General features: G+C 70.8%; 20 protein-coding genes. 13 read left to right on the top strand and 7 right to left on the bottom strand.

From position 1 onward, the window contains the following. Positions 1-26: 26 nt before the first annotated feature. Both HPY32_RS32535 and HPY32_RS32540 read right to left on the bottom strand, forming a co-directional pair. Complete coding sequence (locus HPY32_RS32535; RefSeq protein ID WP_067578608.1) at positions 27-1,163, bottom strand: acyl-CoA dehydrogenase family protein; 1,137 nt, start codon at positions 1,161-1,163, stop codon at positions 27-29. A gap of 3 nt (positions 1,164-1,166) precedes the next feature. Continuing rightward, entirely contained in the window at positions 1,167-2,399 is a 1,233-nt protein-coding gene (locus HPY32_RS32540) for an acyl-CoA dehydrogenase family protein (protein WP_067578610.1), read from the bottom strand. Between the two features lie 206 nt (positions 2,400-2,605). Here HPY32_RS32540 and HPY32_RS32545 point away from each other — a divergent pair, with 206 nt between their 5' ends. Next, entirely contained in the window at positions 2,606-3,046 is a 441-nt protein-coding gene (locus HPY32_RS32545) for a hypothetical protein (RefSeq protein ID WP_156673894.1), read from the top strand. Positions 3,047-3,134: 88 nt separating this feature from the next. Beyond that, positions 3,135-6,767, top strand: coding sequence for a chromosome segregation protein SMC (gene smc / locus HPY32_RS32550; protein ID WP_067578613.1), 3,633 nt, complete (start codon positions 3,135-3,137; stop codon positions 6,765-6,767). A gap of 6 nt (positions 6,768-6,773) precedes the next feature. Here the strand turns inward: smc and HPY32_RS32555 are convergent, their stop codons facing one another. Then, positions 6,774-7,604 carry an SAM-dependent methyltransferase gene (locus HPY32_RS32555; protein ID WP_067578614.1) on the bottom strand — a complete coding sequence of 277 codons (831 nt, stop codon included), beginning with the start codon at positions 7,602-7,604 and terminating at the stop codon, positions 6,774-6,776. 343 nt (positions 7,605-7,947) lie between these two features. Between HPY32_RS32555 and HPY32_RS32560 the strand changes: the two genes are divergently transcribed. Further along, a complete protein-coding gene (locus tag HPY32_RS32560) occupies positions 7,948-8,739 on the top strand; it encodes a TetR/AcrR family transcriptional regulator (protein WP_067578616.1) in 792 nt (263 codons plus the stop codon). A gap of 5 nt (positions 8,740-8,744) precedes the next feature. Here the strand turns inward: HPY32_RS32560 and HPY32_RS32565 are convergent, their stop codons facing one another. The 3 genes from HPY32_RS32565 to HPY32_RS32575 all read right to left on the bottom strand — a co-directional run bounded on the left by HPY32_RS32565 (position 8,745) and on the right by HPY32_RS32575 (position 10,728). Further along, a complete protein-coding gene (locus HPY32_RS32565; RefSeq protein ID WP_231951332.1) occupies positions 8,745-9,656 on the bottom strand; it encodes a glycoside hydrolase family protein in 912 nt (303 codons plus the stop codon). A 55-nt stretch (positions 9,657-9,711) separates the two neighbouring features. Then, positions 9,712-10,248, bottom strand: coding sequence for a hypothetical protein (locus HPY32_RS32570; protein WP_067578617.1), 537 nt, complete (start codon positions 10,246-10,248; stop codon positions 9,712-9,714). A gap of 90 nt (positions 10,249-10,338) precedes the next feature. Continuing rightward, the gene (locus HPY32_RS32575) at positions 10,339-10,728 is read right to left on the bottom strand and encodes a DUF2237 family protein (RefSeq protein ID WP_067578619.1); all 390 of its coding nucleotides are present in this window, start codon (positions 10,726-10,728) and stop codon (positions 10,339-10,341) included. 161 nt (positions 10,729-10,889) lie between these two features. Between HPY32_RS32575 and HPY32_RS32580 the strand changes: the two genes are divergently transcribed. The 7 genes from HPY32_RS32580 to ffh all read left to right on the top strand — a co-directional run bounded on the left by HPY32_RS32580 (position 10,890) and on the right by ffh (position 19,750). Beyond that, entirely contained in the window at positions 10,890-11,297 is a 408-nt protein-coding gene (locus HPY32_RS32580) for an RpiB/LacA/LacB family sugar-phosphate isomerase (RefSeq protein WP_067578621.1), read from the top strand. Positions 11,298-11,360: 63 nt separating this feature from the next. Beyond that, positions 11,361-13,178, top strand: a complete 1,818-nt coding sequence (gene ftsY, locus HPY32_RS32585) for a signal recognition particle-docking protein FtsY (protein ID WP_171983143.1) — start codon at positions 11,361-11,363, stop codon at positions 13,176-13,178. A gap of 225 nt (positions 13,179-13,403) precedes the next feature. Next, positions 13,404-14,756, top strand: a complete 1,353-nt coding sequence (locus HPY32_RS32590) for an ammonium transporter (RefSeq protein WP_156674285.1) — start codon at positions 13,404-13,406, stop codon at positions 14,754-14,756. Between the two features lie 4 nt (positions 14,757-14,760). After that, on the top strand, positions 14,761-15,099 hold the full coding sequence (locus tag HPY32_RS32595) for a P-II family nitrogen regulator (RefSeq protein WP_067578627.1): 339 nt from the start codon (positions 14,761-14,763) through the stop codon (positions 15,097-15,099). A 53-nt stretch (positions 15,100-15,152) separates the two neighbouring features. Further along, positions 15,153-17,591: a [protein-PII] uridylyltransferase gene (locus HPY32_RS32600; RefSeq protein WP_373686686.1), complete on the top strand. Its 2,439-nt coding sequence runs from the start codon at positions 15,153-15,155 to the stop codon at positions 17,589-17,591. A gap of 155 nt (positions 17,592-17,746) precedes the next feature. Then, a complete protein-coding gene (locus tag HPY32_RS32605) occupies positions 17,747-18,058 on the top strand; it encodes a hypothetical protein (protein WP_231951333.1) in 312 nt (103 codons plus the stop codon). Between the two features lie 120 nt (positions 18,059-18,178). After that, entirely contained in the window at positions 18,179-19,750 is a 1,572-nt protein-coding gene (gene ffh, locus HPY32_RS32610) for a signal recognition particle protein (protein WP_067578636.1), read from the top strand. Positions 19,751-20,009: 259 nt separating this feature from the next. Here the strand turns inward: ffh and HPY32_RS46645 are convergent, their stop codons facing one another. Beyond that, complete coding sequence (locus HPY32_RS46645) at positions 20,010-20,336, bottom strand: hypothetical protein (RefSeq protein ID WP_067578638.1); 327 nt, start codon at positions 20,334-20,336, stop codon at positions 20,010-20,012. On the opposite strand from HPY32_RS46645, the gene HPY32_RS46650 reads away from it, so the two are divergent. From HPY32_RS46650 to HPY32_RS32625, 3 genes are all read left to right on the top strand, one after another. Next, entirely contained in the window at positions 20,281-20,412 is a 132-nt protein-coding gene (locus HPY32_RS46650; RefSeq protein WP_373686696.1) for a DUF3761 domain-containing protein, read from the top strand. The genes HPY32_RS46645 and HPY32_RS46650 overlap by 56 nt on opposite strands. An 81-nt stretch (positions 20,413-20,493) precedes the next feature. Beyond that, entirely contained in the window at positions 20,494-21,594 is a 1,101-nt protein-coding gene (locus HPY32_RS32620; RefSeq protein WP_067578640.1) for an amidohydrolase family protein, read from the top strand. Positions 21,595-21,689: 95 nt separating this feature from the next. Further along, on the top strand, positions 21,690-22,442 hold the full coding sequence (locus HPY32_RS32625; RefSeq protein ID WP_067578642.1) for a class I SAM-dependent methyltransferase: 753 nt from the start codon (positions 21,690-21,692) through the stop codon (positions 22,440-22,442). The last annotated feature ends 48 nt before the right edge of the window (positions 22,443-22,490 follow it).

The raw sequence follows: 22,490 nt of genomic DNA on the forward strand, positions 1-22,490 counted from the left end.
GGCGATCGGCCCGGCCGTCCGAGGCGTCACCGGACGGCCGGGCCGATCTGTAGGGCCGCGTACCGCGCGATGTGCTGGTCGGTCGTGCCCCACTCGTACTGAATGGCGGTGAGCCGCTTGAAGTAGTGGCCGATGGCCAGTTCCTCGGTCATGCCCATGGCGCCGTGCAGCTGGACCGCGTGCTGGCCGATGAAGCGGGCGGCGCGGCCGATGGTGGCCTTGGCGGCGGCCGCCGCGCGAGCGCGGGCGGTCGGGTCGGCGTCGAGCTTCAGCGTGACCAGATACGTTGCGGCAATGGACTGTTCGAGCTCCAGGTGCATATCGACCAGGCGGTGCGCCAGCACCTGGAAGCTGCCGATCGGCACGCCGAACTGGCGGCGCTGCTTGGCGTAGTCGACGGTGTCGGCGAGGACGCGGCGCATGCCGCCGACCGCCTCGGCCGCTATCGCCGCCACCGCCTCGTCGACGGCGCGCGCCAGCGAATCATCCGCGCCGCCTTCGGTTCCCAGCAGCGCATCGGCCGGGACGCGCACCCCGTCGAGCAGCACGTCGGCGGCGCTGCGGTCGTCGATGGTGCGGTAGGGGTGCAGGGTGAGCCCGGGGGTACCGGCCGCCACCACGAACAGCGACAGCCCCGCGGCGTCGGCGGTGCGCGTGGTGACGAGCAGGTGGGTCGCCAGCGGCGCGGTGGTCACCACCGTCTTCGCGCCGTCGAGCACCCACGAATCGCCCTCGCGCCGAGCCGATGTCGACACCCGCCGCACGTCGTAGCCCGAATCCTCCTCCAGCGCCGCGAATGCCGTGATCACCTCGCCGGAAACGATGCCGCGCAACAGCGATGCGGCGCGCTCGCCCCCGGCGCGGCGCAGCAGCCCGCCGCCGAGCACCACGGTGTCCACGTACGGCTCCACCACCAGCGCCGCGCCCAGCGCCTCGGCGATGATCATCGTCTCGACCGGTCCGCCGCCGAATCCGCCCGCGCTGTCGGGCAATCCGGCGCCGAGGATGCCGACCTCGGCGGCGAGGGCGTGCCAGATCTCCGGCTGCCATCCGGCGCCCAGGCGGGCCGCGGCCCTGCTCTGCTCCAGGTCGTAGCGGGTCGCCAGAAACTCGGTGACGGTGTCACGGAGCAGTTGCTGTTCGGCGGTGAGTTCGAAGTCCATCGGTCACAGTCCCAGGGTTGCCTTGGCGATGATGTTGCGCTGAATCTCGTTGCTACCGGCGTAGATCGAGCCGGCCCGGTCGTTGAGGTACCGCAGCGGCGCCACCGCCTGCCACGGTTCGCCGCTGACGTATCCGTCGGCGGGCGGCACATACGCGGCGATCGGCCCGCCGGGCATGGTGGCGTGCGGCTGATACACCCGCCCGCGCGGCCCGGCGGCCGTGAGCGCCAATTCGGTGAGCCGCTGGCTCAGTTCGGTGCCCAGGATCTTCAGCATCGAGGCCGCGGGGCCCGGATTCCGGCCGCGCGAGATCGCCGACATGGTCCGGTATTCCAGGATCTCCAGCACGTCCGCGCGGATGCGGGCGTCGGCGAGCCGGGCCGCGAAGGCCGGATCGTCCAGCAGCGCACCGCCGTCCGGCCCGGGCCGGGTCGCGGCCTGGGCGGCCAGCCCCTCGGCCAGCACCTGCAGCGTGGGGCCGTAGGCCGCGCCGCCGCGCTCGAAGTTCAGCAGATATTTGGCCACGGTCCAGCCGTCGTCGACGCGGCCCAGCACGTTCGCCCGCGGCACCCGGACCTGGTCGAAGAAGACCTGGTTCTGCACCTGCTCGCCGGAGGTCATCACCAGCGGGCGCACCCGAATGCCCGACGTGGTCATGTCGATGAGCACGAAGGTGATGCCCTGCTGTTTGCGCTCGCCGCGGGAGGTGCGGACCAGGCAGAAGATCCAATTCGCCGCCGTCGCGTGGGTGGTCCAGATCTTGCTGCCCGTGCACACCAGATCGTCGCCGTCGGCCACGGCCGCCATGGTCAGCGCGGCCAGGTCCGACCCGGCCTCCGGCTCGGAGTAGCCCTGGCAGAAGAAGACCTCGCCGGTGAGGATGCGCGGCAGGAAGTATGCCTGCTGCGCCGCGGTCCCGAACGCGATGATCGCGTGCGCCACCATCCGAATACCCATGGGGGACAGGGCCGGTGCGCCCGCGAGCGTGGATTCGCGGTCGAAGATGTAGTGCTGGGCGGGGCTCCAGTCGCAGCCGCCGTGCTGCACCGGCCAGGCCGGGGCCGCCCAGCCGCGCGCGTGCAGGATGCGCTGCCACCGCATGCTGGCCTCGTGGTCGGGGTAGACGCTGGTGGCGAGCCGCCCGGCGCGGCGGAGGTCTGGGGTCAGGTGCTCGTCCAGGAAGCGCCGCACCTCGTCGCGAAACGCCAGATCGGTGGGTGACCAGTCCAGATCCACGGGCAACTCCTTGTGCGATAAATGTTGCCCTACCTTCTCATTTACTCACGCCCGAGCGCAAATGGTCGTTAACTTAATGGCTCGCGACCTCCCACTGTGGGCTGAGGGTGGGTGCGGGTGTTCGGCGCGGCGATTCCGGCGTGTCGAGCACGAATTTCCCGCCGTAGCTTGCGATCTTGACGGCGATGTGGGGAAAGATGTTCGGCATGTTCGCATCTCGAGTGTCCCGTTCGCTGTTGCGTGCCGTCCCCGCGGTGCTCCTCGCCGTCATTGCCGCAGCCACCTTCACCGCGGTCGGCGGGGTCGCCACCGCCGCGCCGATGCCCGCAATCCCCGGCATCCCGAGCGTCGTGCACAAGCTGGCGTTCGTGCCCGGCCAGAACACCTGCGGCGCCAGCGGCAGCATCGCCGGCGGCCAGGGTGACAGCTACGCGATCTCCACCGCGCCCGGGCAGCACCTGGCCTTCGACATCACCTCCCAGAACAACAACGCCGCCGTGTCGGTGGCCCCGCTGGTCGGCCCGCAGATCGCCGCCGGGGTGCCGCACGCCGACATCGACGACGCCAACGGCGCCGACTACCAGATCGAGGTGACCTCCACCGACGGCAACGCCGCCGACTACACCCTGACCGTCACCCTGTCCTGATTCCCGCTCCCGCATCCGAGCAGCCGGGCGAACATATTCGCCCGGCATACTCGGAGCAACGGGGCTGGACACGGTAGCCTGGCGTGCTGTGCACCTGAAGAGTCTGACGCTGAAGGGCTTCAAATCCTTCGCGTCCGCGACGACCCTGCGCTTCGAGCCGGGCATCACCTGCGTGGTGGGCCCCAACGGCTCCGGCAAGTCGAACGTCGTCGACGCGCTCAGCTGGGTGATGGGTGAACAGGGCGCGAAGGCCCTGCGCGGCGGGAAGATGCAGGACGTCATCTTCGCCGGCACCTCCGGCCGCGCCCCGCTGGGCCGCGCCGAGGTCACGCTGACCATCGACAACTCCGACGGCGCACTGCCCATCGAATACTCCGAGGTCTCCATCACCCGGCGCATGTTCCGCGACGGCGCCGGCGAATACGAGATCAACGGCAGCTCCTGCCGCCTGATGGACGTGCAGGAACTGCTCAGCGACTCCGGCATCGGCCGGGAGATGCACGTCATCGTCGGTCAGGGGCAGCTGTCGGCGATCCTGGAATCGCGTCCCGAGGACCGCCGCGCCTTCATCGAGGAGGCGGCCGGTGTGCTCAAGCATCGCCGTCGCAAGGAGAAGGCGGTCCGCAAGCTGGAGGCCATGCAGGCCAACCTGGCCCGCCTCACCGACCTCACCACCGAACTGCGCCGCCAGCTCAAGCCGCTGGGCCGGCAGGCCGAGGTCGCCCGCCGCGCCGCCACCGTGCAGGCCGATCTGCGCGACGCCCGGCTGCGCCTGGCCGCCGACGATCTGGTCACCCGCCGCCGCGAGCTGGAGAGCCAGCAGAGCAAGGAAGCCTTCGCCCGCGAGCAGCAGATCAACGTCCAGACCGAGCTCGACGCCGCCAATGCCGCACTGGCGCAGCAGGAATTCCAGCTCTCCCGGCTGACGCCGGGCGCCGAGGCCGCCGCGCAGACCTGGTTCCAGCTCTCGGCGCTGGTGGAGCGCGTCAATGCCACCATCCGGATCGCCCGCGACCGCGCCCGCAACCTGACCATCGAGCAGCCCACCGGCACCGGGCGCGATCCCGAACAGCTCGAGGCCGAGGCCGCGCGGGTCGAGGCCGAGGAGGCCGAGCTGCTGGAGGCGGTCGAGATCGCAACCGAGACACTGGAAGCCGCCCGCGATCAGCTGCACGAGCGCGAGCAGGCCGCCAAGGCCGCCGAACAGGCGCACCTGGCCGCGGTGCGCGCCATCGCCGACCGCCGCGAGGGCCTGGCCCGGCTGTCGGGCCAGGTCGACAACCTGCGCACCCGCGCCCAGTCCGCGGACAGCGAGATCGCCCGGTTGTCCGCGGCGCTGGCGGAGGCGCGGCTGCGCGGCGAGTCCGCCGAGGCCGAATTCGAGTCCGTGCAGGCCGAATTGAGCGAACTCGACGCGGGGGAGGAGAGCCTGGACGCGGCCTACGAACACGCCGCGCAGGCGCTCGAGCTTGCCGAGGAGCGCGTCGCCGAACTGCGCGAGAAGGACCGCGAGGCCAGCAAGAAGGTCGCCTCGCTGACCGCGCGCATCGAGGCGCTGACCATGGGCCTGGCCCGCCGGGACGGCGGCGCCTGGCTGCTCGAACATCGCGGCGACGGCCTGCTCGGCCCGCTGTCGGCAATGCTGCGGGTACACAACGGATTCGAGGTCGCCGCCGCCGCCGCCCTCGGCCCCCTCGCCGACGCCGTGGCCGCCGGAAGCGGCGACGCCGCGCACGCCGCCCTGCGCGCCCTGCGCGAGGCCGACGGGGGCCGCGCCGCCCTGGTGTTCGGTGGCGCGGCAGCGGCTGGTTCCGGTCTACATGAGGTCGGCGGTGGGAATCGTGGTGCGCTGCCCGGCTCGGCGCGTTGGCTCGCGGATGTCGTGGACTGCTCGGACGCTGTGCGCGAGGGTATTTCGGCGTTGACCGCTCGCACGGTGGTGGTCGACGATCTCGCCGCGGCGACGGAAGTGCTTGCGGGGCAGCCGGAGCTGCGGGTGGTCACCCGCGACGGCGATCTCGCCGGGACCGGGTGGGTGGTCGGCGGCTCCGATCGCGCGCCCAGCCAGCTCGAGATCCAGGCCGATATCGATTCCGCCCGCGGCGAATTGGAGTCCTGGCAGCGGCAGGCGGGGGAGCTGGAGGCGGCGCTGGCGGGGGCGCTGGCCGAGCAGACCGACCGCAAGGAATCGGTCGATCAGGCGCTGCTGGCGCTGCACGAATCCGATCAGGCGCTGGTCTCGATCTACGACCGGCTGGGGCGGCTCGGCGAGGCCGCGCGCAGCGCGCAGACCGAATCCGAGCGGCTGCTGGCCCAGCGCGCCGAGGCCGAGACCGCCCGCGACGCCAACTCCGACCGGCTCGCCGAGCTCGAGCAGCGGCTGCGGCACGCGGAATCCGAACAGTCGGACCTGGATTCGGACTCCGACGCGGGCACCGAGACCGCCGGTCAGGAGCGCGAGGAGGCCGCCGCCGCGCTGGCGGAGGCCCGCGCCATGGAGGTGGAGGCGCGGCTGGCCGTGCGCACCGCCGAGGAACGCGCGGAATCGGTGCGGGGCAAGGCGGATTCGCTGCGCCGCGCCGCCCGCGCCGAACGCGACTCCCGCGCCCGCGCCGAACGCGCCCAGGCCGCGCGGCGGCGGGCCGCCGAGGTCGCCGCGGTGGTCGCCGAGTCCGCCGAACGCGTTGCCGCCGAACTGGAAACGGTGGTGGCCGAGGCCGCCGCCCGCCGCGACGACCTGGTGCGCCGCCGCACCGAATGCGCCGCGCAGGTCGACCAGACCAAGGAGCGCACCCGCGCCCTGTCCGCCCAGCTGACCCAGCTCACCGACGCCGTGCACCGCGACGAGGTGGCCCGCGCCCAATCCGCGCTGCGCATCGAGCAATTGGAGCAGACCATCGGCGAGCAGTTCGGCATCGCGCTGGACGACCTCATCGCCGAATACGGCCCGCACGTGCCGATGCCGCCGTCCGCGCTGGAGATGCAGGAGTACGAGCAGGCGCGCGAGCGCGGTGACCAGGTCAGCCAGCCGCAGCCGATGCCCTTCGACCGCGCCTCCCAGGAGCGCCGCGCCAAGCGCGCCGAGAAGGACCTCACCACCCTGGGCAAGGTGAATCCCCTTGCGCTGGAGGAGTTCGCGGCCCTCGAGGAGCGCTACAACTTCCTGGCCACCCAGCTCGAGGACGTCCGCAAGGCCCGCCAGGACCTGCTGGACGTGGTGGCCGAGGTCGACGCGCGCATCCTGCAGGTGTTCACCGAGGCATATCAGGATGTAGAGCGGGAGTTTGTCCAGGTCTTCGCCAAACTGTTCCCCGGCGGCGAGGGCCGGTTGCTGCTCACCGATCCGAGCGACATGCTGGCCACCGGCATCGAGGTGGAGGCGCGCCCGCCGGGCAAGAAGGTCAAGCGGCTGTCGCTGCTGTCCGGCGGCGAGAAGTCGCTCACGGCGGTGGCCCTGCTGGTGGCCATCTTCCGCGCCCGCCCCTCACCGTTCTATGTGATGGACGAGGTCGAGGCGGCGCTCGACGACACCAACCTGCGCCGCCTCATCGGCCTGTTCGAGCAGCTGCGCGACCGCAGCCAGCTGATCGTCATCACCCACCAGAAGCCGACCATGGAGATCGCCGACGCCCTCTACGGCGTCAGCATGCGCGGCGACGGCATCACCCAGGTGATCTCCCAGCGGATGCGGGGGGAGAACCTGGTGGGTTCTCCCGCCTGATCCCTCCTATGCCGGTTTGATCCCGACCGCGCCCACGGTGTCGAAATAGCTGGCGGTGGTGTCGTCGCCGGGTTCGGGACGCCACTGCGGGACGCGGACCAGGCCCGGCGCGACGAGCTCGAAACCCTCCAGCATGGCCGAGATTTCGGTGATCGGGCGCATGACGATGGGGGTGCTGGTCCGCTTGCCCATCTCGATCGCCTCGGCGAGATCCGGGGCGGGCCACTCGTCGGTGGTCATGTGCGAGACGGCGATCATGCTGCCGGGGGCGAGGCGGTCGCGCAGCTGCGCGATCATGCGGCGGGGGTCGGCGCTGTCGGGGAGGTAGTGCAGCAGCGCGACCAGCAGCACCGCCACCGGGGCGGAGAAGTCGATCATCTGCCGCACGTCCGGATCGTCGACCAGGCCGTCCAGATTGCGGGCGTCGCCGCGAATCGCGGTGGCCCACGGCAGATCCGCGAGAATGCGGCGGCTCATCACCACCGCGATCGGATCGATGTCGGTGTACACCACGCGGGCGTCGACGCCGAGATCGGCCAGGATCTCGTGCACATTGCCCGCCGTCGGGATGCCCGAACCGATATCGAGGAACTGGGTCATCCCCTGCTCGGCGCAGAAGGTAACAGCACGCCGCAGAAACGCCCGGTTGGTCCAGGCGGAGTGCAGGCTGTGCGGCCACCGCGCGCGGCTCTTCTCGGCCAGTTCGCGATCGACGCTGAAGTTGTGGGAACCGCCTAGCGCGTAGTCGTAGATGCGGGCGATGCTCGGCACCTTGGGGTCGATATCGTCGCTGACCCAGTCGGGGAGAAGCGGGGGTTTGCTGGTGATGTCGGACATCGGTCTAACCGTCCATTGATCGAGCCTCGCCCGCGCGTCCGCGCGGGCGGATTCAACAGTAGCCCGACATCACCCCGCCGGTCACTCGGCCGCGTCGATCATGGCCTTCAACTGCGCCGCGCCGGTCTCGTCCAGCCAGCCGCGCAGGGTCTTCGGACCGGGATGAATCACCCGGAGAGCATCGATGTCGGCATGCCACACAACGCCTTCGCGGGTTGATTGCCACACGCGCCCATCTGTGGGTCGGTTCCTTTCGGTAGAATCCGGGTCATCAAACCCGTATTCGCACCCTGGGATCGGGGACCTCGTGCAGGCCAGTTGGATCGAGAGGGGCCGTAACGAAATGACCACCGCCGCACCGGCGCCCGCCGTGATCCGGGCCGACGCCCGCCGCAACCGCGCCCTCATCCTCACCGCCGCGCAGCGCGCGTTCGCCGAGCACGGCATCGGGGTGTCGCTGGTGGAGATCGCGCGCCGGGCCGGGGTGGGCGCCGGGACCGTGCACCGGCACTTCCCGAGCAAGCTGGACCTGCTGGAAGCCGTTGTGCAGCAGCGGGTCGACCGGCTCACCGCGCTGGCCGTCGGCTACCGCGACGCCGCCGATCCCGGCGCGGCCTTCCTGGCCTTCTGCACCGAGGTCATCGCCACCACGCCGGGCCACAGGGCGCTGTGCGACGTGCTCGAGGCCGACGACGGCTGGCCGCGCACGCTGGTGCACGGGGCGGGGGAGCGCTTCCGCCGGGCCGTCGAGGCGCTGCTGGTCGCGGCGCAGCGGCAGGGGGCGATCCGCTCGGACCTCACGCTGGGCGATGTCCAGACGGTGTTCACCGGAGGCGTTGCCATGCAGCGGGTCTCGGGCCGGGGGCGGGCCCTGTCCCGGCCCGCCGCGCTGTTGCTGGAGGCGATGCGCGCCGACGGCCGGGGCGTGACGAAACTCGGAACCGGCGGCGCGGCCCGTAACGAAAGCGGGGTGGGTAACGAAACGTCGGGCCGCTGCCCGATCTGTGACGGCCCGCTGCGGCAGCCGCGTACCGGCCGCCCGGCCCGGTACTGCTCGGCGGCCTGTCGGCAGAAGGCGCACCGCCGCCGGGTCCGCGCCGAGCATCCGAATTCCGGCGAGACCGCCTGGCGCTGAATCCGTTACGGGTCCGGTACCGGCTCCGGGAGGACGGTGCAGTGGCGCACGATTCCGGAGATGCCGGGCAGCTGTCGCGGCGGGGCCCAGGTGTGCAGGTCGCGGCTGTCGCTGAACAGGTACGTGCGGTCCAGGTAGGCATCGAAGTAGATGCGCCAGCCGCCGCCGGGGAGCGCGATGACGCACGGTCCCTCGCGCAGCGGCCCCCAGCGGGCCCAGTCGCCGGTGTGCAGGAATCGGTAGGGGCCGCACGGGGAATCGGCGACGGCGAGCTCGATGTACTTGGTGGATTCGTTCTTGGTGAAGGCGTAGTAGCGGCCGCCCGCCTGCACCAGGGCGGTATCTATATAGCCGACGGTTCCGGGGGCGGCGGTGAGTCCGGCCAGCGGGCGCAGGGGCGTCCAGGCGGTCAGCGACGGGTCGGTGGCGGTCATCAGGTGCGGTTGGAAGGATCGGCTGTTGCCCAGGGCGACGATCACGGCGACCCGGCCCTGCGGGTCGACGAACCACTTGGGCGCCCAGGTGTGTTGGATGTCGGGCAGCCCAACGGGGTAGTCGCACAGGAAGGTCCACGCGATCCGGTCGGTGCTGCGGGCGAATCCGATGGTCTGCCCGTTCCAGTCGGTGGTGTGGGTGAGGTAGTAGGCGCCGTCGGTGTGACGGAAGATGCTCGGGTCGCGCAGCAGGCCGGTCGGCGGCCGGTAGGCGGGACCCCGCAGCAGCGTGAAGTCGACGGCATCGGCCGATTCGTAGATGTACAAATCGGTTTCGTTGTAATTGGTGAAGGCGCTCATGGTGTACCGGACGGCGGGTTCCGGTACCGCGGCGGCCGTGCCGTACCCCTTCGGCAGCATGCCCAACGGCAGCCCCGCCGCCATGGCAAGCAACGACCTGCGGCACAGCTGTCCCGGCGTCACGGGGGGATTATCGGGGAGCCGAGCTTCAGCGCTTTGCTGACACGCCGAGACGGCTCTACCAGATCAGCGTCTCTTCCCCCACCCGAACACTGGCGAAGAACCGCTTATCGATATCGGCCCCCTCGTGGTTGTAGGCATCGACGATCTCGGCCACCTCGTCGGCGAGTGCGCGCAGGGCCGGACTCACCGACTCGATGCCGTCCTCGAGCACCCATCCCCACTCCGGTGGGACGCCGTCGATCGTGACGACGATCCGCCCGTCGAACGGTGTGTCGACGCGGTAGGCGATGGTCGCGGGCGCGTCGCGGATCGGGCTGCGCAGCGCGAGTTCCGCGGGCAGCCGGGGGGTTGCGAAGGCCCGTGCGAAGTCGATGTCCTCGCGCACCAGCTCCGCGATCAGCGCGAGCCCGGCGTGCCGCCCGCCTCGCCCGTGCCGCGCGCCGTACCGGCGATCGGCTCCGCCTTCCCGCGCCGGGCCGGTCCCGCGCAGCGCTCGCGCGAGCATTCGCTCGGCGACCGCGCGCTCCTCGGCCCCGGTGCCGGGATGCTCGATGAGTGCCCGCAGCCGGGCCGTTCTCGCCCCGATCCCCATGCCCGTCACGCTAGACCGCGCTCCGATCGCCACGCCCAACCCTGTCCGGGACCAACATGATTCGCCGCTCGGCGTGTCGATCCACCGCGGTCACAGCAGGTCGCTCACATCGTCGGGGACATCGACGGCGTATTTGCGCAATGTCTCCATCGGGACGACCTCGAGCGCGTTCTCGTGCGTCGCGGCCAGCACCACCGGGGCGGCCACGCCGTCCTCGTGCGCGTGCAGCCAGCGCACCGCCACCACACACCAGCGGTCGCCGGGCTGTAGTCCGGGGAAGTTGTTCTCCGGGCGCGGGGTGATCAGATCGTTGCCGATCGATTTCTGGTGCTCCAGGAACTCCTGCGTCACGACCGTGCACACCGTATGACTGCCCAGGTCTTCGGGGCCGGTGCTGCAGCATCCGTCCCGATAGAAGCCGGTGAGAGGATCGGTGCCACACTCCTCCAGCGGTCCCCCAAGCACATTTCGATCGGTCACGTCGCCGATCCTATTGTCTCTGTGATGGATTCGCCGCGCCTTCGGCAGCGTGGTGTGCAGATGACCAGACCGGTCGGTAGTCGGAGTGTCTCCACAACTCGATTTCGGCGTGTCTGTGAATGCCGCGCCGCCCGATGTGCTAAGCGAACTACCCTCGTGACATGCGGATAGCGTTCGGAACCGACGAATCCACCGAGATCACCCGGCATGTCAAGCGGTGGTTGACCGAGCGGGGGCACGAGGTCGTGGTGGTCGGCGAGGACATCGCCTGGCCCGAGGTCGGGCGCGGGGTAGGGGAGGCGGTCGCCGACGGGCGCGCCGAGCGCGGCGTGGTGTGCTGCTGGACCGGGACCGGCGTGTCGATCGCCGCGAACAAGGTGCCCGGCGTGCGTGCCGCGCTGTGCACCGATCGCGAGACCGCCGCGGGCGCGCGCAAATGGAACGACGCGAACGTTCTGGCCCTCGGCCTGCGCCTGACCTCGGCCACCGTGGCCGACGAGATGCTCGACGCCTTCCTCGGCACGGCCCCGGAGGAATCGGAGGCGGCCAACTACACCCGGCTCGGCTGACCTGCCGCGGTTTCGCCGGGGTCTTCCCGCCGCCTGCGTGGCGACACCGCCGGTTCTGACAGGATGGGGCCCGTGACTGCGCAAGCTTGGATTCTGATCGCCGCGATCGTCGCCGTGCTCCTGGTGGCGTTCGTCTCCGGATTCGTCCTGTACCGGCGGCGTCGGGTGACCCTGACGCCGAAGGCTCCCGAGAAGGAAGTGACCGACCGGTCGGGTGGCTATACGGCGTCCGGGGGATTCAGCTTCAGTCAGGGCGGCACCGCCACCGCGCCGCCGCCGCGCCCGGAGCCGGTGCCGATCGAGCGCACCGACGACGAGGGCCAGCCGCACATCGGCGACGATGCCGCGATCCCGCGCGATTCGGTCCGCCGCACGATCACCGATGTCCGGCTTCCGGAACCGGAAACCACCGAGCAGGCGCCGACGGACTCCGCCGCCCCGATATCCTCTCCTTCCGCCGAAACGGCCGAGCGCGCAGCCTCGCCCGCCTCCGCGCAGGACACTGCGACAACATCCACCGCGCCGACCGCCCCCACCGAGGCTGCGCCGACCGACTCTTCGGAGGTTGCGCCGTCCGGTACCACCGGGGATGCGTCGTCTGCTCCCACCGAGGTTGCGCCAACTGCTCCCGCTGAGGTTGCGTCGTCCGCTTCTACTGAGGCTGCGTCGTCTGCTCGCCCTGAGGCTGCGTCGTCTGCTCGCCCTGAGGCCGCGTCGTCTGCTCCCGCCGAGGCTGAGTCGTCGGCGCCCGCCAAGGCCGCGCCCTCCGCTCCCACCAAGGTCCCGCCGTCCGCGCCCGCCCAGGCCGCGTCGTCTGCGCCCGCCAAGGCCGCGCCATCTGCTCCGGCCCAGGCCGCGCCGTCTGCTCCCACCAAGGCCCCATCGTCTGCTCCGGCCCAGGCTGCGCCGTCCGCTCCCGCTGAGGTTGTGCCGTCCGCGCCCGTTCAGGTGGAGGAGATCGAGCCCACCTCGGGGCGGCTTACGCGGCTGCGTGGGCGGCTGGCTCGGTCGCAGAATGCGGTTGGTAAGAGTCTGCTCGGGCTGCTGGGGGGTGGGGATCTCGACGAGGACTCCTGGGAGGAGATCGAGGACACGCTGGTGATGGCCGATCTCGGGACGGCCAGCACCACCGCGGTCGTGCAGCGGCTGCGCGAGGAGCTGGCCTCGCGGACCGTGCGCACGGCCGACCAGGCCCGCCAGGTGCTGCGCGACGTGCTGATCGAGGCCTTACGCCCCGAGCTGAACCGGTCCGTCCGCGCCCTGCCGCACGACGATCACCCGTCGATCCTGCTGGTCGTCGGCGTCAACGGCACCGGCAAGACCACCACCACCGGCAAGCTGGCCCGGGTGCTGGTCGCCGACGGCCGCCGGGTGCTGCTCGGCGCCGCCGACACCTTCCGCGCCGCGGCCGCCGATCAGCTGCAGACCTGGGGCGAGCGGGTCGGCGCGGACACCGTGCGCGGCCGCGAGGGCGCGGACCCGGCCTCGGTCGCCTTCGACGCGGTCAGCACCGGCATCGATAACGGCGTGGACGTCGTGCTCATCGATACCGCGGGCCGCCTGCACACCAAGACCGGCCTGATGGACGAGCTGGGCAAGGTCAAGCGCGTGGTGGAGAAGAAGGCCGCCGTCGACGAGGTGCTGCTGGTGCTGGACGCCACGGTCGGCCAGAACGGCCTCACCCAGGCCCGCGTCTTCGCCGAGGTGGTCGACATCACCGGCGTCGTGCTGACCAAGCTCGACGGAACCGCCAAGGGCGGCATCGTCTTCCAGGTCCAGCACGAACTCGGCGTGCCGGTGAAACTGGTCGGCCTGGGCGAGGGCGCCGACGACCTGGCTCCCTTCGAGCCGGGCGCCTTCGTCGACGCACTGCTGGGCTGACCAGGTCTTTCCGGACGGGAATACGCGACCGTGCGCGAAATACGGTCGAAACACAAGGCGCTCATCCGTTCACGCATGTGAAACATCACGGCGGCACGGAGGAAACACCCACTCGCGAACCTTCTCTGCAGGCTCGTTGCCGAGGTCTGGCCGGGCCCGAGATGAGGAGGAAACAAGGTGGCGTATCCCCTGGTCGGTGTTCCCGACACCGGTGACACCGCGTGGATGCTGGCGAGCTCGGCGCTCGTCCTGCTGATGACACCGGGACTGGCATTCTTCTACGGCGGCATGGTCCGGTCGAAGAACGTCCTGAACATGATCATGATGAGCATCAGCGCGATGGGCATCGTCGGCGTGCTGTGGGCGCTCTACGGTTTCTCGGAAGCGTTCGGCAACAACACGTTCGGCGTCCTCGGCGATCCCGGCCAGTTCTTCGGCCTGAAGGGACTGATCGGCGGCAACGGGGTCAAGGCCGCGCCCGCCGACCCCTCGACCGGCGCCGCCGCCGTGCACGGGGCCGACATCCCGCTGTCGGGCACCATCCCGATGACCGTCTTCGTCGCCTTCCAGCTGATGTTCGCCATCATCACCGTGGCCCTCATCTCCGGTGCCGTGGCCGACCGGCTGAAGTTCCGCGCGTGGCTGATCTTCGCCGCCGTCTGGGTGACCGTCGTCTACTTCCCCGTCGCGCACTGGGTGTTCGACGGCAATGTCAGCGATCCGGCGGGCAACCTGGTCCACGAGGGCGGCTGGATTCTGAACAAGTTGCAGGCCATCGACTTCGCGGGCGGCACCGCGGTGCACATCAACGCCGGCGCCGCGGGCCTGGCGCTGTGCCTGGTGCTGGGTCGCCGCAAGGGCTGGCCCAAGTCGCCGATGCGCCCGCACAACCTCCCCTTCGTCATGCTGGGCGCCGGTCTGCTGTGGTTCGGCTGGTTCGGTTTCAACGCCGGGTCGTCGGTGAGCTCCAACGGCCTGGCCGGTTCCACCTTCCTCACCACCACCTTCGTCACCTGTGCCGCCATGCTCGGCTGGCTGCTGGTGGAGAAGATCCGCGACGGCAGGCCCACCAGCCTCGGCGCGGCGTCGGGCATCGTCGCGGGCCTGGTCGCCATCACGCCCTCCTGCTCGTCGGTGAACGTGCTCGGCGCGCTGGCCATCGGCGCGGTCGCGGGCATGCTGTGCGCGCTGGCGGTCGGGCTCAAGTTCAAGCTCGGCTTCGACGACTCGCTCGACGTGGTGGGCGTGCACCTGGTCGGCGGTGTGGTCGGCACCCTGATGATCGGCCTGTTCCTGTGCCCGGAATCCGGCGCGTCGGCGGCGCTGAACGGGGCCCGCGGGCTGTTCTACGGCGGCGGTTTCGCCCAGCTCGGCAAGCAGGCCGTGGGCGCGTTCACCGTGCTGGCGTTCTCCTTCGTGGTGTCGCTGATCCTGGCCTACATCCTCAAGCTCACGACCGGCGTGCGGGCCTCGGAGGAAGAGGAGTTCCAGGGTATGGATGAATCGGAGCATGCCGAAACGGCATACGATTTCGCTGTTGTAGGTGGCACGGCCCGGACCGCCGTCAAGGAGGCATGACGAAATGAAACTGGTTACCGCGATCGTCAAACCGTTCACGCTCGAGGACGTGAAGAGCGGGTTGGAGCAGGCAGGTGTGCTGGGCATGACCGTCAGCGAGGTCCAGGGCTACGGGCGGCAGAAGGGGCACACCGAGGTGTACCGCGGTGCCGAGTACTCGGTCGATTTCGTCCCGAAGGTGCGGGTCGAGGTGGTCGTGGACGATGCCTCGGTGGAGAAGGTCGTCGAGGTGATCGTGGAGGCCGCGCGCACCGGGAAGATCGGCGACGGCAAGGTGTGGGTGACGCCGGTGGATTCGGTGATCCGGGTCCGCACCGGGGAGCGCGGCGCCGACGCGCTGTAGCGACGACCACGGGCGGCGGCGGAACCGGATATCGAGTGGCGGGGTGGTGGGTTGTGGGCAAGGCGCGTGACGAACTCTCGGGCGGCGCAACGGATCTGGTCCGGGCGCGGGACCAGTTGCTCGACGGCGGCGACACCCGCCACCCCCGTCTCGATGCCGAGGCGCTGCGCGGGGCGCTGGTCGATCTGCACGATCTGTGGCTCACCGCCAAGGGGGCCGAGCTCGGCATCACCGGCGACAGCGGCCTCGCCGTGGTCGCGGTCGGCGGGCTGGGTCGCCGGGAGATGCTGCCGTATTCGGACCTGGATCTGGTGCTGCTGCACGACGATGTGGATCCGGCGCGGGTCGCCGAGGTGGCCGACCGGCTCTGGTATCCGCTGTGGGACGCCCACCTCAAGCTCGACCACAGCGTGCGTTCGGTGCCGCAGGCGCTGCGGGTGGCCGCCGACGACCTCACCGCCGCGCTCGGCCTGCTCGACGCCCGCCACATCGTGGGCGACGCCGAGCTGAGCAATCTGCTCATCGGCGGGGTGCGCCGCGAGTGGCGCACCGGAATCCGTTCCCGCTTCGGCGATCTGGTGGAGCAGGCGCAGGCTCGCTGGAAGCGCAACGGCGAGATCGCCCACCGCGCCGAACCGGATCTGAAGAACGGGCGCGGCGGCCTGCGCGACATCCAGCTGCTCGACGCGCTCGCCATCGCCCAATTGACCGATGCCATGCCCGGACTCGGCCCGGACGTGCCGGGCGGCGGCCTGAAGCAGGCGCACCGGCGGCTGCTCGACGTGCGCACCGAACTGCATCGGGTGGCGGGTCGCTCCCGCGACCAGCTGCGCGCCCAGGACGCCGACGAGATCGGCGCCGCGCTGCGCATCGGCGATCGTTTCGACCTGGCCCGCACGCTCAGCGACGCCGCCCGCACGGTCGGCTACTCCGTCGACGTCGGCCTGCGCACGGCCGGAAACGCCCTGCCCCGACGCGGATTGGCGCGGCTGCGCCGCATGCCGGTGCGCCGTCCGCTCGACGAAGGCGTGGTCGAGCACGCCGGGGAGGTGGTGCTGGCCCGCGACGCCCGGCCGCGGCGCGATCCCGGCCTGATACTGCGGGTGGCGGCGGCGTCGGCGCAGAGCGGGCTGCCGATGGCGGCCACCACGCTCAACCGCCTCTCCGAGGACGCCCCCGAGCTGCGCGAGCCCTGGCCGCGCGAGGCGGTCAACGACCTGCTGGTGCTGCTGGGCGCGGGCCGCGGCACCGTCGACGCGGTGGAGGCGCTGGACCGGACGGGCCTGTGGGGCAGGCTGTTTCCGGAATGGGGCGCGGTGCGCGATCTGCCGCCGCGCGATGCCGTGCACATCTGGACCGTGGACCGGCACCTGGTCGAGACCGTGGCCTACGCGAGCGCGCTGACCACCCGCGTGGCCCGCCCGGACCTGCTGCTGCTCGGCGCGCTGCTGCACGATATCGGCAAGGGCCGCACCGAGGATCACAGCGTGGTCGGCGCCGAACTGGCCCTCAGCATCGGCCGCAGGCTGGGACTGTGGCCCTCGGACGTGCGCACGCTGGGCGCGATCGTCCGGCACCATCTGCTGCTGCCGGACACCGCGACCCGCCGCGACCTGGCCGATCCCGCGACGGTGCGGATGGTCGTCGACGCGCTCGGCGGCGATCCGCAGCTGCTGGAGCTGCTGAACACGCTCGCCGAGGCCGACTCGCTGGCCACCGGGCCGGGCGTGTGGGGCGACTGGAAGGCGTCGCTCATCGGCGATCTGGTGCGCCGCTGCCGACTGGCCATGGCGGGAGAGCCGCAGCCGCAACCGGATCCGATCGCGCCCGAACTGCTCGACAAGGCCAAGGCGGGCGGCGTGCACGTGGAGCTGCGGCCCGGCGACGGCCGCTACACCCACGTCGTCACCGTCATCGCCCCCGATACGCCGGGCCTGCTGTCGGAGGCCGCCGGGGTGCTCGCCCTGCATTCGCTGCGGGTGCTGTCGGCGTCGCTGGGCGGCGCGGGGGAGGCGACCGTCGACACCTTCGTCGTCACCCCGAAATTCGGCGATCCGCCCGACGCCGGGCTGCTGCGCCAGGAGCTGATCCGCGCGATCAACGGCGACCTGGACCTGGCGGCGGTGCTGGCGAAGAAGGAGCGCGAGGCCGGGCTGCGGCCCAGCCCGTACGCGCACGCCCGGCCCCGCGTGCTGTGGACCGACACCTCGATGCCCGGCCAGGTGCTGCTGGAACTGCGCGCCGAGGACCGGATCGGGCTGCTCAGCCGGTTGGCGGCGGCGCTGTCGGGGGCCGGGGCCGATGTGCGGTGGGCGAAGGTGGTCACCCACGGCGCGGCCGTGGTGGACGTGTTCTGTCTGGATCTGGGGGACTCCGACGGGCCGCGGCGGCGGGCCGAGATCGAGGCCGCGGTGCTCGCGGTGGTTCCGCAACCGGAGCCGAAGAAGCCGGGGGAAACGGACGCCGACACCGGGTCCGGGGGCAGTTACTGAATGGTCGCCCCGACCCGAAAGTTGCCGGCAAACTGGTCGATTGCTGGTTAACAAGATTGTTGCTTGCCATTTGCCGCAACCTCTGTCGCATGTGACCTGCGCCACTCTACTATCGGACGGGTCCGGTTGTCTCGGTGCGTGAGGGGAGCGGGTCGGTGGCAATTGAGGTCGTCTCCGCGTCGATGATGACCAGCGATGAAACGCAGCACATCGCACGCTGCGTCGGCGGCGATCGCTGGGTGGTCTCCTGGTTGCCCGGCCGCACCCTGTCCGGCCAACAGGCCGTCACCGCCATGACCATCGCCGCCACGGTCAGCCGAACCGAGCCGACCGAAGCCGAATGGTCCATGCTCGACAACATGGCCCTGGAACTCGGCCTCACCGCCCGCGAAGCCGTAGGCATGGTCACCTCCGAAGACCGCGACATCCGCCAAACCCCCCGCCCCCGCCGCCGCACCCTCGAGTAGGGCGCGGCACTCACTCTTGCCCCGGCACGCTTTTGGCCGGGGCGAATCCGTCAGGTCGCGCGTTCCCCGTACCCTGGTATGTCGAGTGATGTCCCTCGAGTAACCCCAGGAGCGCGATCGGTGTTCGAATCACTGTCCGACCGGTTGACCGGTGCCCTCAAGGATTTGCGCGGTAAAGGGCGTCTGTCACCGGCCGATATCGACGCGACCGCCCGCGAGATCCGGCTGGCCCTGCTCGAGGCCGACGTAGCGCTCCCGGTGGTCCGACAGTTCATCGCCCGGATCAAGGAGCGCGCCAAGGGCGCCGAGGTCTCCGGGGCGCTGAATCCGGCGCAGCAGGTCGTCAAGATCGTCAACGAGGAGCTGGTCGGCATCCTCGGTGGCGAGACGCGGCGGCTGCAGTTCGCCAAGAACCCGCCGACGGTGATCATGCTCGCCGGTCTGCAGGGCGCCGGTAAGACCACGCTCGCGGGCAAGCTCGCGAAATGGCTGAAGGGCCAAGGGCATACGCCGCTGCTGGTGGCCTGTGACCTGCAGCGCCCGGGCGCGGTCACCCAGCTGCAGGTGGTCGGCGAGCGGGCCGGGGTGCCGGTATTCGCGCCGCATCCGGGCACCTCGATCGGCGGCGGCGAGAACGCGCTCGGCGTCACGGCCGCCGACCCGGTCGAGGTGGCGCAGGCCGGTGTCGAGGAGGCCCGGCAGCGGCAGTACGACATCGTCATCGTCGACACCGCCGGCCGCCTCGGCATCGACGAGGAGCTCATGCGGCAGGCCGCGGGCATCCGCGACGCCGTGCAGCCCGACGAGACGCTGTTCGTGCTCGACGCCATGATCGGTCAGGACGCGGTCAGCACGGCCGAGGCGTTCCGCGACGGTGTCGGCTTCACCGGCGTCGTGCTCACCAAGCTCGACGGCGACGCCCGCGGCGGCGCCGCGCTGAGCGTGCGCGAGGTCACCGGCGTCCCGATCCTGTTCGCCTCCACCGGTGAGAAGCTCGAGGACTTCGACGTCTTCCACCCGGACCGCATGTCCAGCCGCATCCTCGGCATGGGCGACCTGCTCACCCTCATCGAGCAGGCCGAACAGGTCTACGACCAGCGGCAGGCCGAGGACGCCGCCCGCAAGATCGGCTCCGGCGAGCTCACCCTCGAGGACTTCCTCGAGCAGATGCTGGCCATCCGCAAGATGGGCCCGATCGGCAACCTCTTAGGCATGCTGCCGGGCGCGGGCCAGATGAAGGACGCCATCGCCCAGGTCGACGACAAGCAACTGGACCGGGTGCAGGCCATCATCCGCGGCATGACCCCGGCCGAGCGCGCGAACCCGAAGATCATCAACGCCTCCCGCCGCCTGCGCATCGCCAACGGCTCCGGCGTCGCGGTCTCGGACGTGAACCAGCTGGTCGACCGCTTCTTCGAGGCCCGCAAGATGATGGCCGCCATGGGTCGGCAGATGGGCCTGCCCGGCTCCCGCCGCGGCGGCAAGAACGCCAAGAAGGGGAAGAAGGGCAAGAAGGGCGGCCGCGGCCCGACCCCGCCGAAGATGCGCGGCGGCTTCCCCGGCATGCCCGCCCTGCCCGGTGGCATGCCCGCGGGCTTCCCCGACCTGTCGGACATGCCCGCCGGTCTCGACCAGCTGCCGCCGGGCCTCGACGGCATCGATCTGTCGAAGCTGAAGTTCCCCAAGAACTAGCCAGCGCCAGGATTCAGGGGCGAGCCGATCGGCTCGCCCCTGTTCGGCGTCGGCGGGTGTCAGGAGGGCTCGACTGGCGGCCGTAACGTCGTCGGTCGCGGCGTCGACATCGGGGGCGTATCGTGCGCCAGTCCCTGTTGATCTTCCTGTGCCGCAGGCGATTTCGACCTGAGATCACGCACCGTGCATTCCGTGAACAAAGGTCGCGTCGTCGTGCCGGTGAACTCCGGCAGCGGCGCAGAAGAAGGACAATGATGAATTACACGCTCCGCATGGCGGGTTGGTTGGTGGGCGGCGCCGCGGCGATCGCCTTGGCCGGTTGCACACCCTCGGCGAACACCTCCGGCGGCCCGCTCCCGAGTAGCGCACCGACGACGATCGCGGCCCCCGCCGCCCCGCTCCCGGCCGCCGGAACGACCGAGCCACCGATGTCGGCCGCACCGGCACCCGCCCCGAACGATCTCGGCGCGGTGCCGCAGCCGGCCGCCAGCTGCGACCGGAGCTCGTATGTCAATTCGAACGGGCAGTGCGTGCATCGCCCCGAATCGGCCTCGGCGCCGCCGCCGGGCGCGACCGCGCAGTGCAAGGACGGGACCTACAGTTTCAGCACGCACCGCTCCGGCACCTGCTCGAGCCACGGTGGTGTAGCAGTGTTCTTCTGACCGGCGCACTCCGGAATCGACGGTGGCATGATCTCGGTCATGCCACTGCTCTTTCCAGGGGAACGGCGACCAGGAGGCGGTATGCGGCTGCATCTGCGGGGAGTGGTGCTCCCGGACGACGAGGTGCGCGATCTGTGGGTGTGCGACGGCCGGATCTCGTTCGAGCCGATTCGCGACGCCGAAACCCTGTGTGCGACAGGCTGGATCGTGCCCGGACTGGTCGACGCGCATTGCCACGTCGGCATCCGTTACGGCGGCGGGCACGAGGATCGCGCCGGTGCGATCGCCCAGGCCGAGACCGAGCGCGACGCGGGCGCGCTGCTGCTGCGCGACGCCGGATCCCCGATCGACACCCGCTTCATCGACGAGCGTGCGGACCTGCCGAAGATCATCCGCGCCGGGCGGCACATCGCCCGGCCCAAGCGCTACATCCGCGAACTGGGCATCGAGCTGGACGACGAGCGGGATCTGCCGGACATCGTCGCCGAGCAGGCGCGGCGGGGCGACGGCTGGGTCAAGATCGTCGGCGACTGGATCGACCGCGCGGCGGGCGACCTGCGCCCGCTGTGGAGCGACGCGATCCTGAAGGAGGCCATCGACGCCGCCCACCGCGAGGGCGCCCGCGTCACCGCGCACGTCTTCGGCGAGGACGCGCTCGGCGGCCTGATCGGCGCGGGCATCGACTGCATCGAACACGGCACCGGGCTCACCGACGAGACCATCGAGGCGATGGTCCGGCACGGCACCGCGCTCGTACCCACCCTGATCAATATCGCGACATTCCCCGAAATCGCCGACGGCGCAACCAAATACCCCGCCTACGCGACCCACATGCGCGACCTGCACCGCCGCGTCCGAGACACGGTGGCCGCCGCCCACGACGCGGGCGTACCCATCTACGCCGGCACCGACGCGGGCGGCGGCATCCACCACGGCCGCATCGCCGACGAGATCGAGGCCCTGGCAGCCGCGGGCCTCACCCGCCACGAGGCATTGGCCGCCGCCTCCTGGAAGGCCCGCGCCTGGCTCGGCCGCCCGAGCATCGAACCCGACGCCCCCGCGGATTTCGTTGTGTACGAGGCGGACCCACGCAGCGGCCGGTCCGCACTGGACACACCCGCCTACGTGGTGCTCCGCGGGCGGGTGTACCCACGCCGCGATCCGGTCACCGGACATCGCTGACGGGCGGGGTGTATCCGTCTCTGCGGCCGTATCCCTCGCCATGGACGGCGATGTTATGGCATAACGGACCGCAGTCGGAGTGAGAGGACGAGGCGATGGGTGTGGTCTCGGCGGAGGAGCGGCGCGGGCAGTACGGGGTGGACGCACCGCCGGTGGCGCTCATGCTCGGCGGGTTCGCCGTGGTTTATCTGGTGCTCGCGGTGACCCTGGGCCCGGCCTTCAGTTCGGCGGTCGGCTGGTTCTTCTTCGCCTTGGCCGTGGCGATGACGGTGCAGTTCGTGCTGTACATGCATGCCACTCGCCGCGGCAAGTTCCAGGTCTGGGGCGAACTGCTGGACGGATTGGGCCTGCGCGGCGACGAGCGCCTGCTGGATATGGGTTGCGGGCGCGGCGCCGTGCTGCTGGCCGCGGCCCGTCGGTTGCCGAACGGCCGCGCGGTCGGCGTCGATCTGTGGCGCTCGGTCGACCAGTCCGGCAACGAGCAGGCCGCCACCGAGCGCAATGCCGCCGCCGAGGGCGTCGCCGATCGCATCGAGCTGCGCACCGGCGATATGACCGGGCTTCCGTTCCGCGACGGCGAGTTCGATGTGGTCGTCTCGAGCCTCGCCATCCACAACATCAACTCCACCGAGGGCCGGGCCGATGCCGTCCGCGAGGCGCTGCGCGTGCTGCGTCCCGGTGGTCGCCTGCTCATCGCCGACATCCGCAACCTGCCCAAATATCGGAACACTCTCGCCGAGGCCGGTGCGCTCGATATCACGGTGCGATCGCTGGGCTGGCGGATGTGGTGCGGCGGGCCGTGGGTGGCCACCAGGGCCATCTCCGCCACGGCGCCCGCGAGGATGTAAGGGATACCGGACCGCAGTCGGAGCGGAATGCAAGAATGGTCTCGAGGT

Origin of the sequence: Nocardia terpenica (assembly GCF_013186535.1) — a bacterium.
Classification (GTDB): Bacteria; Actinomycetota; Actinomycetes; order Mycobacteriales; family Mycobacteriaceae; genus Nocardia; species Nocardia terpenica.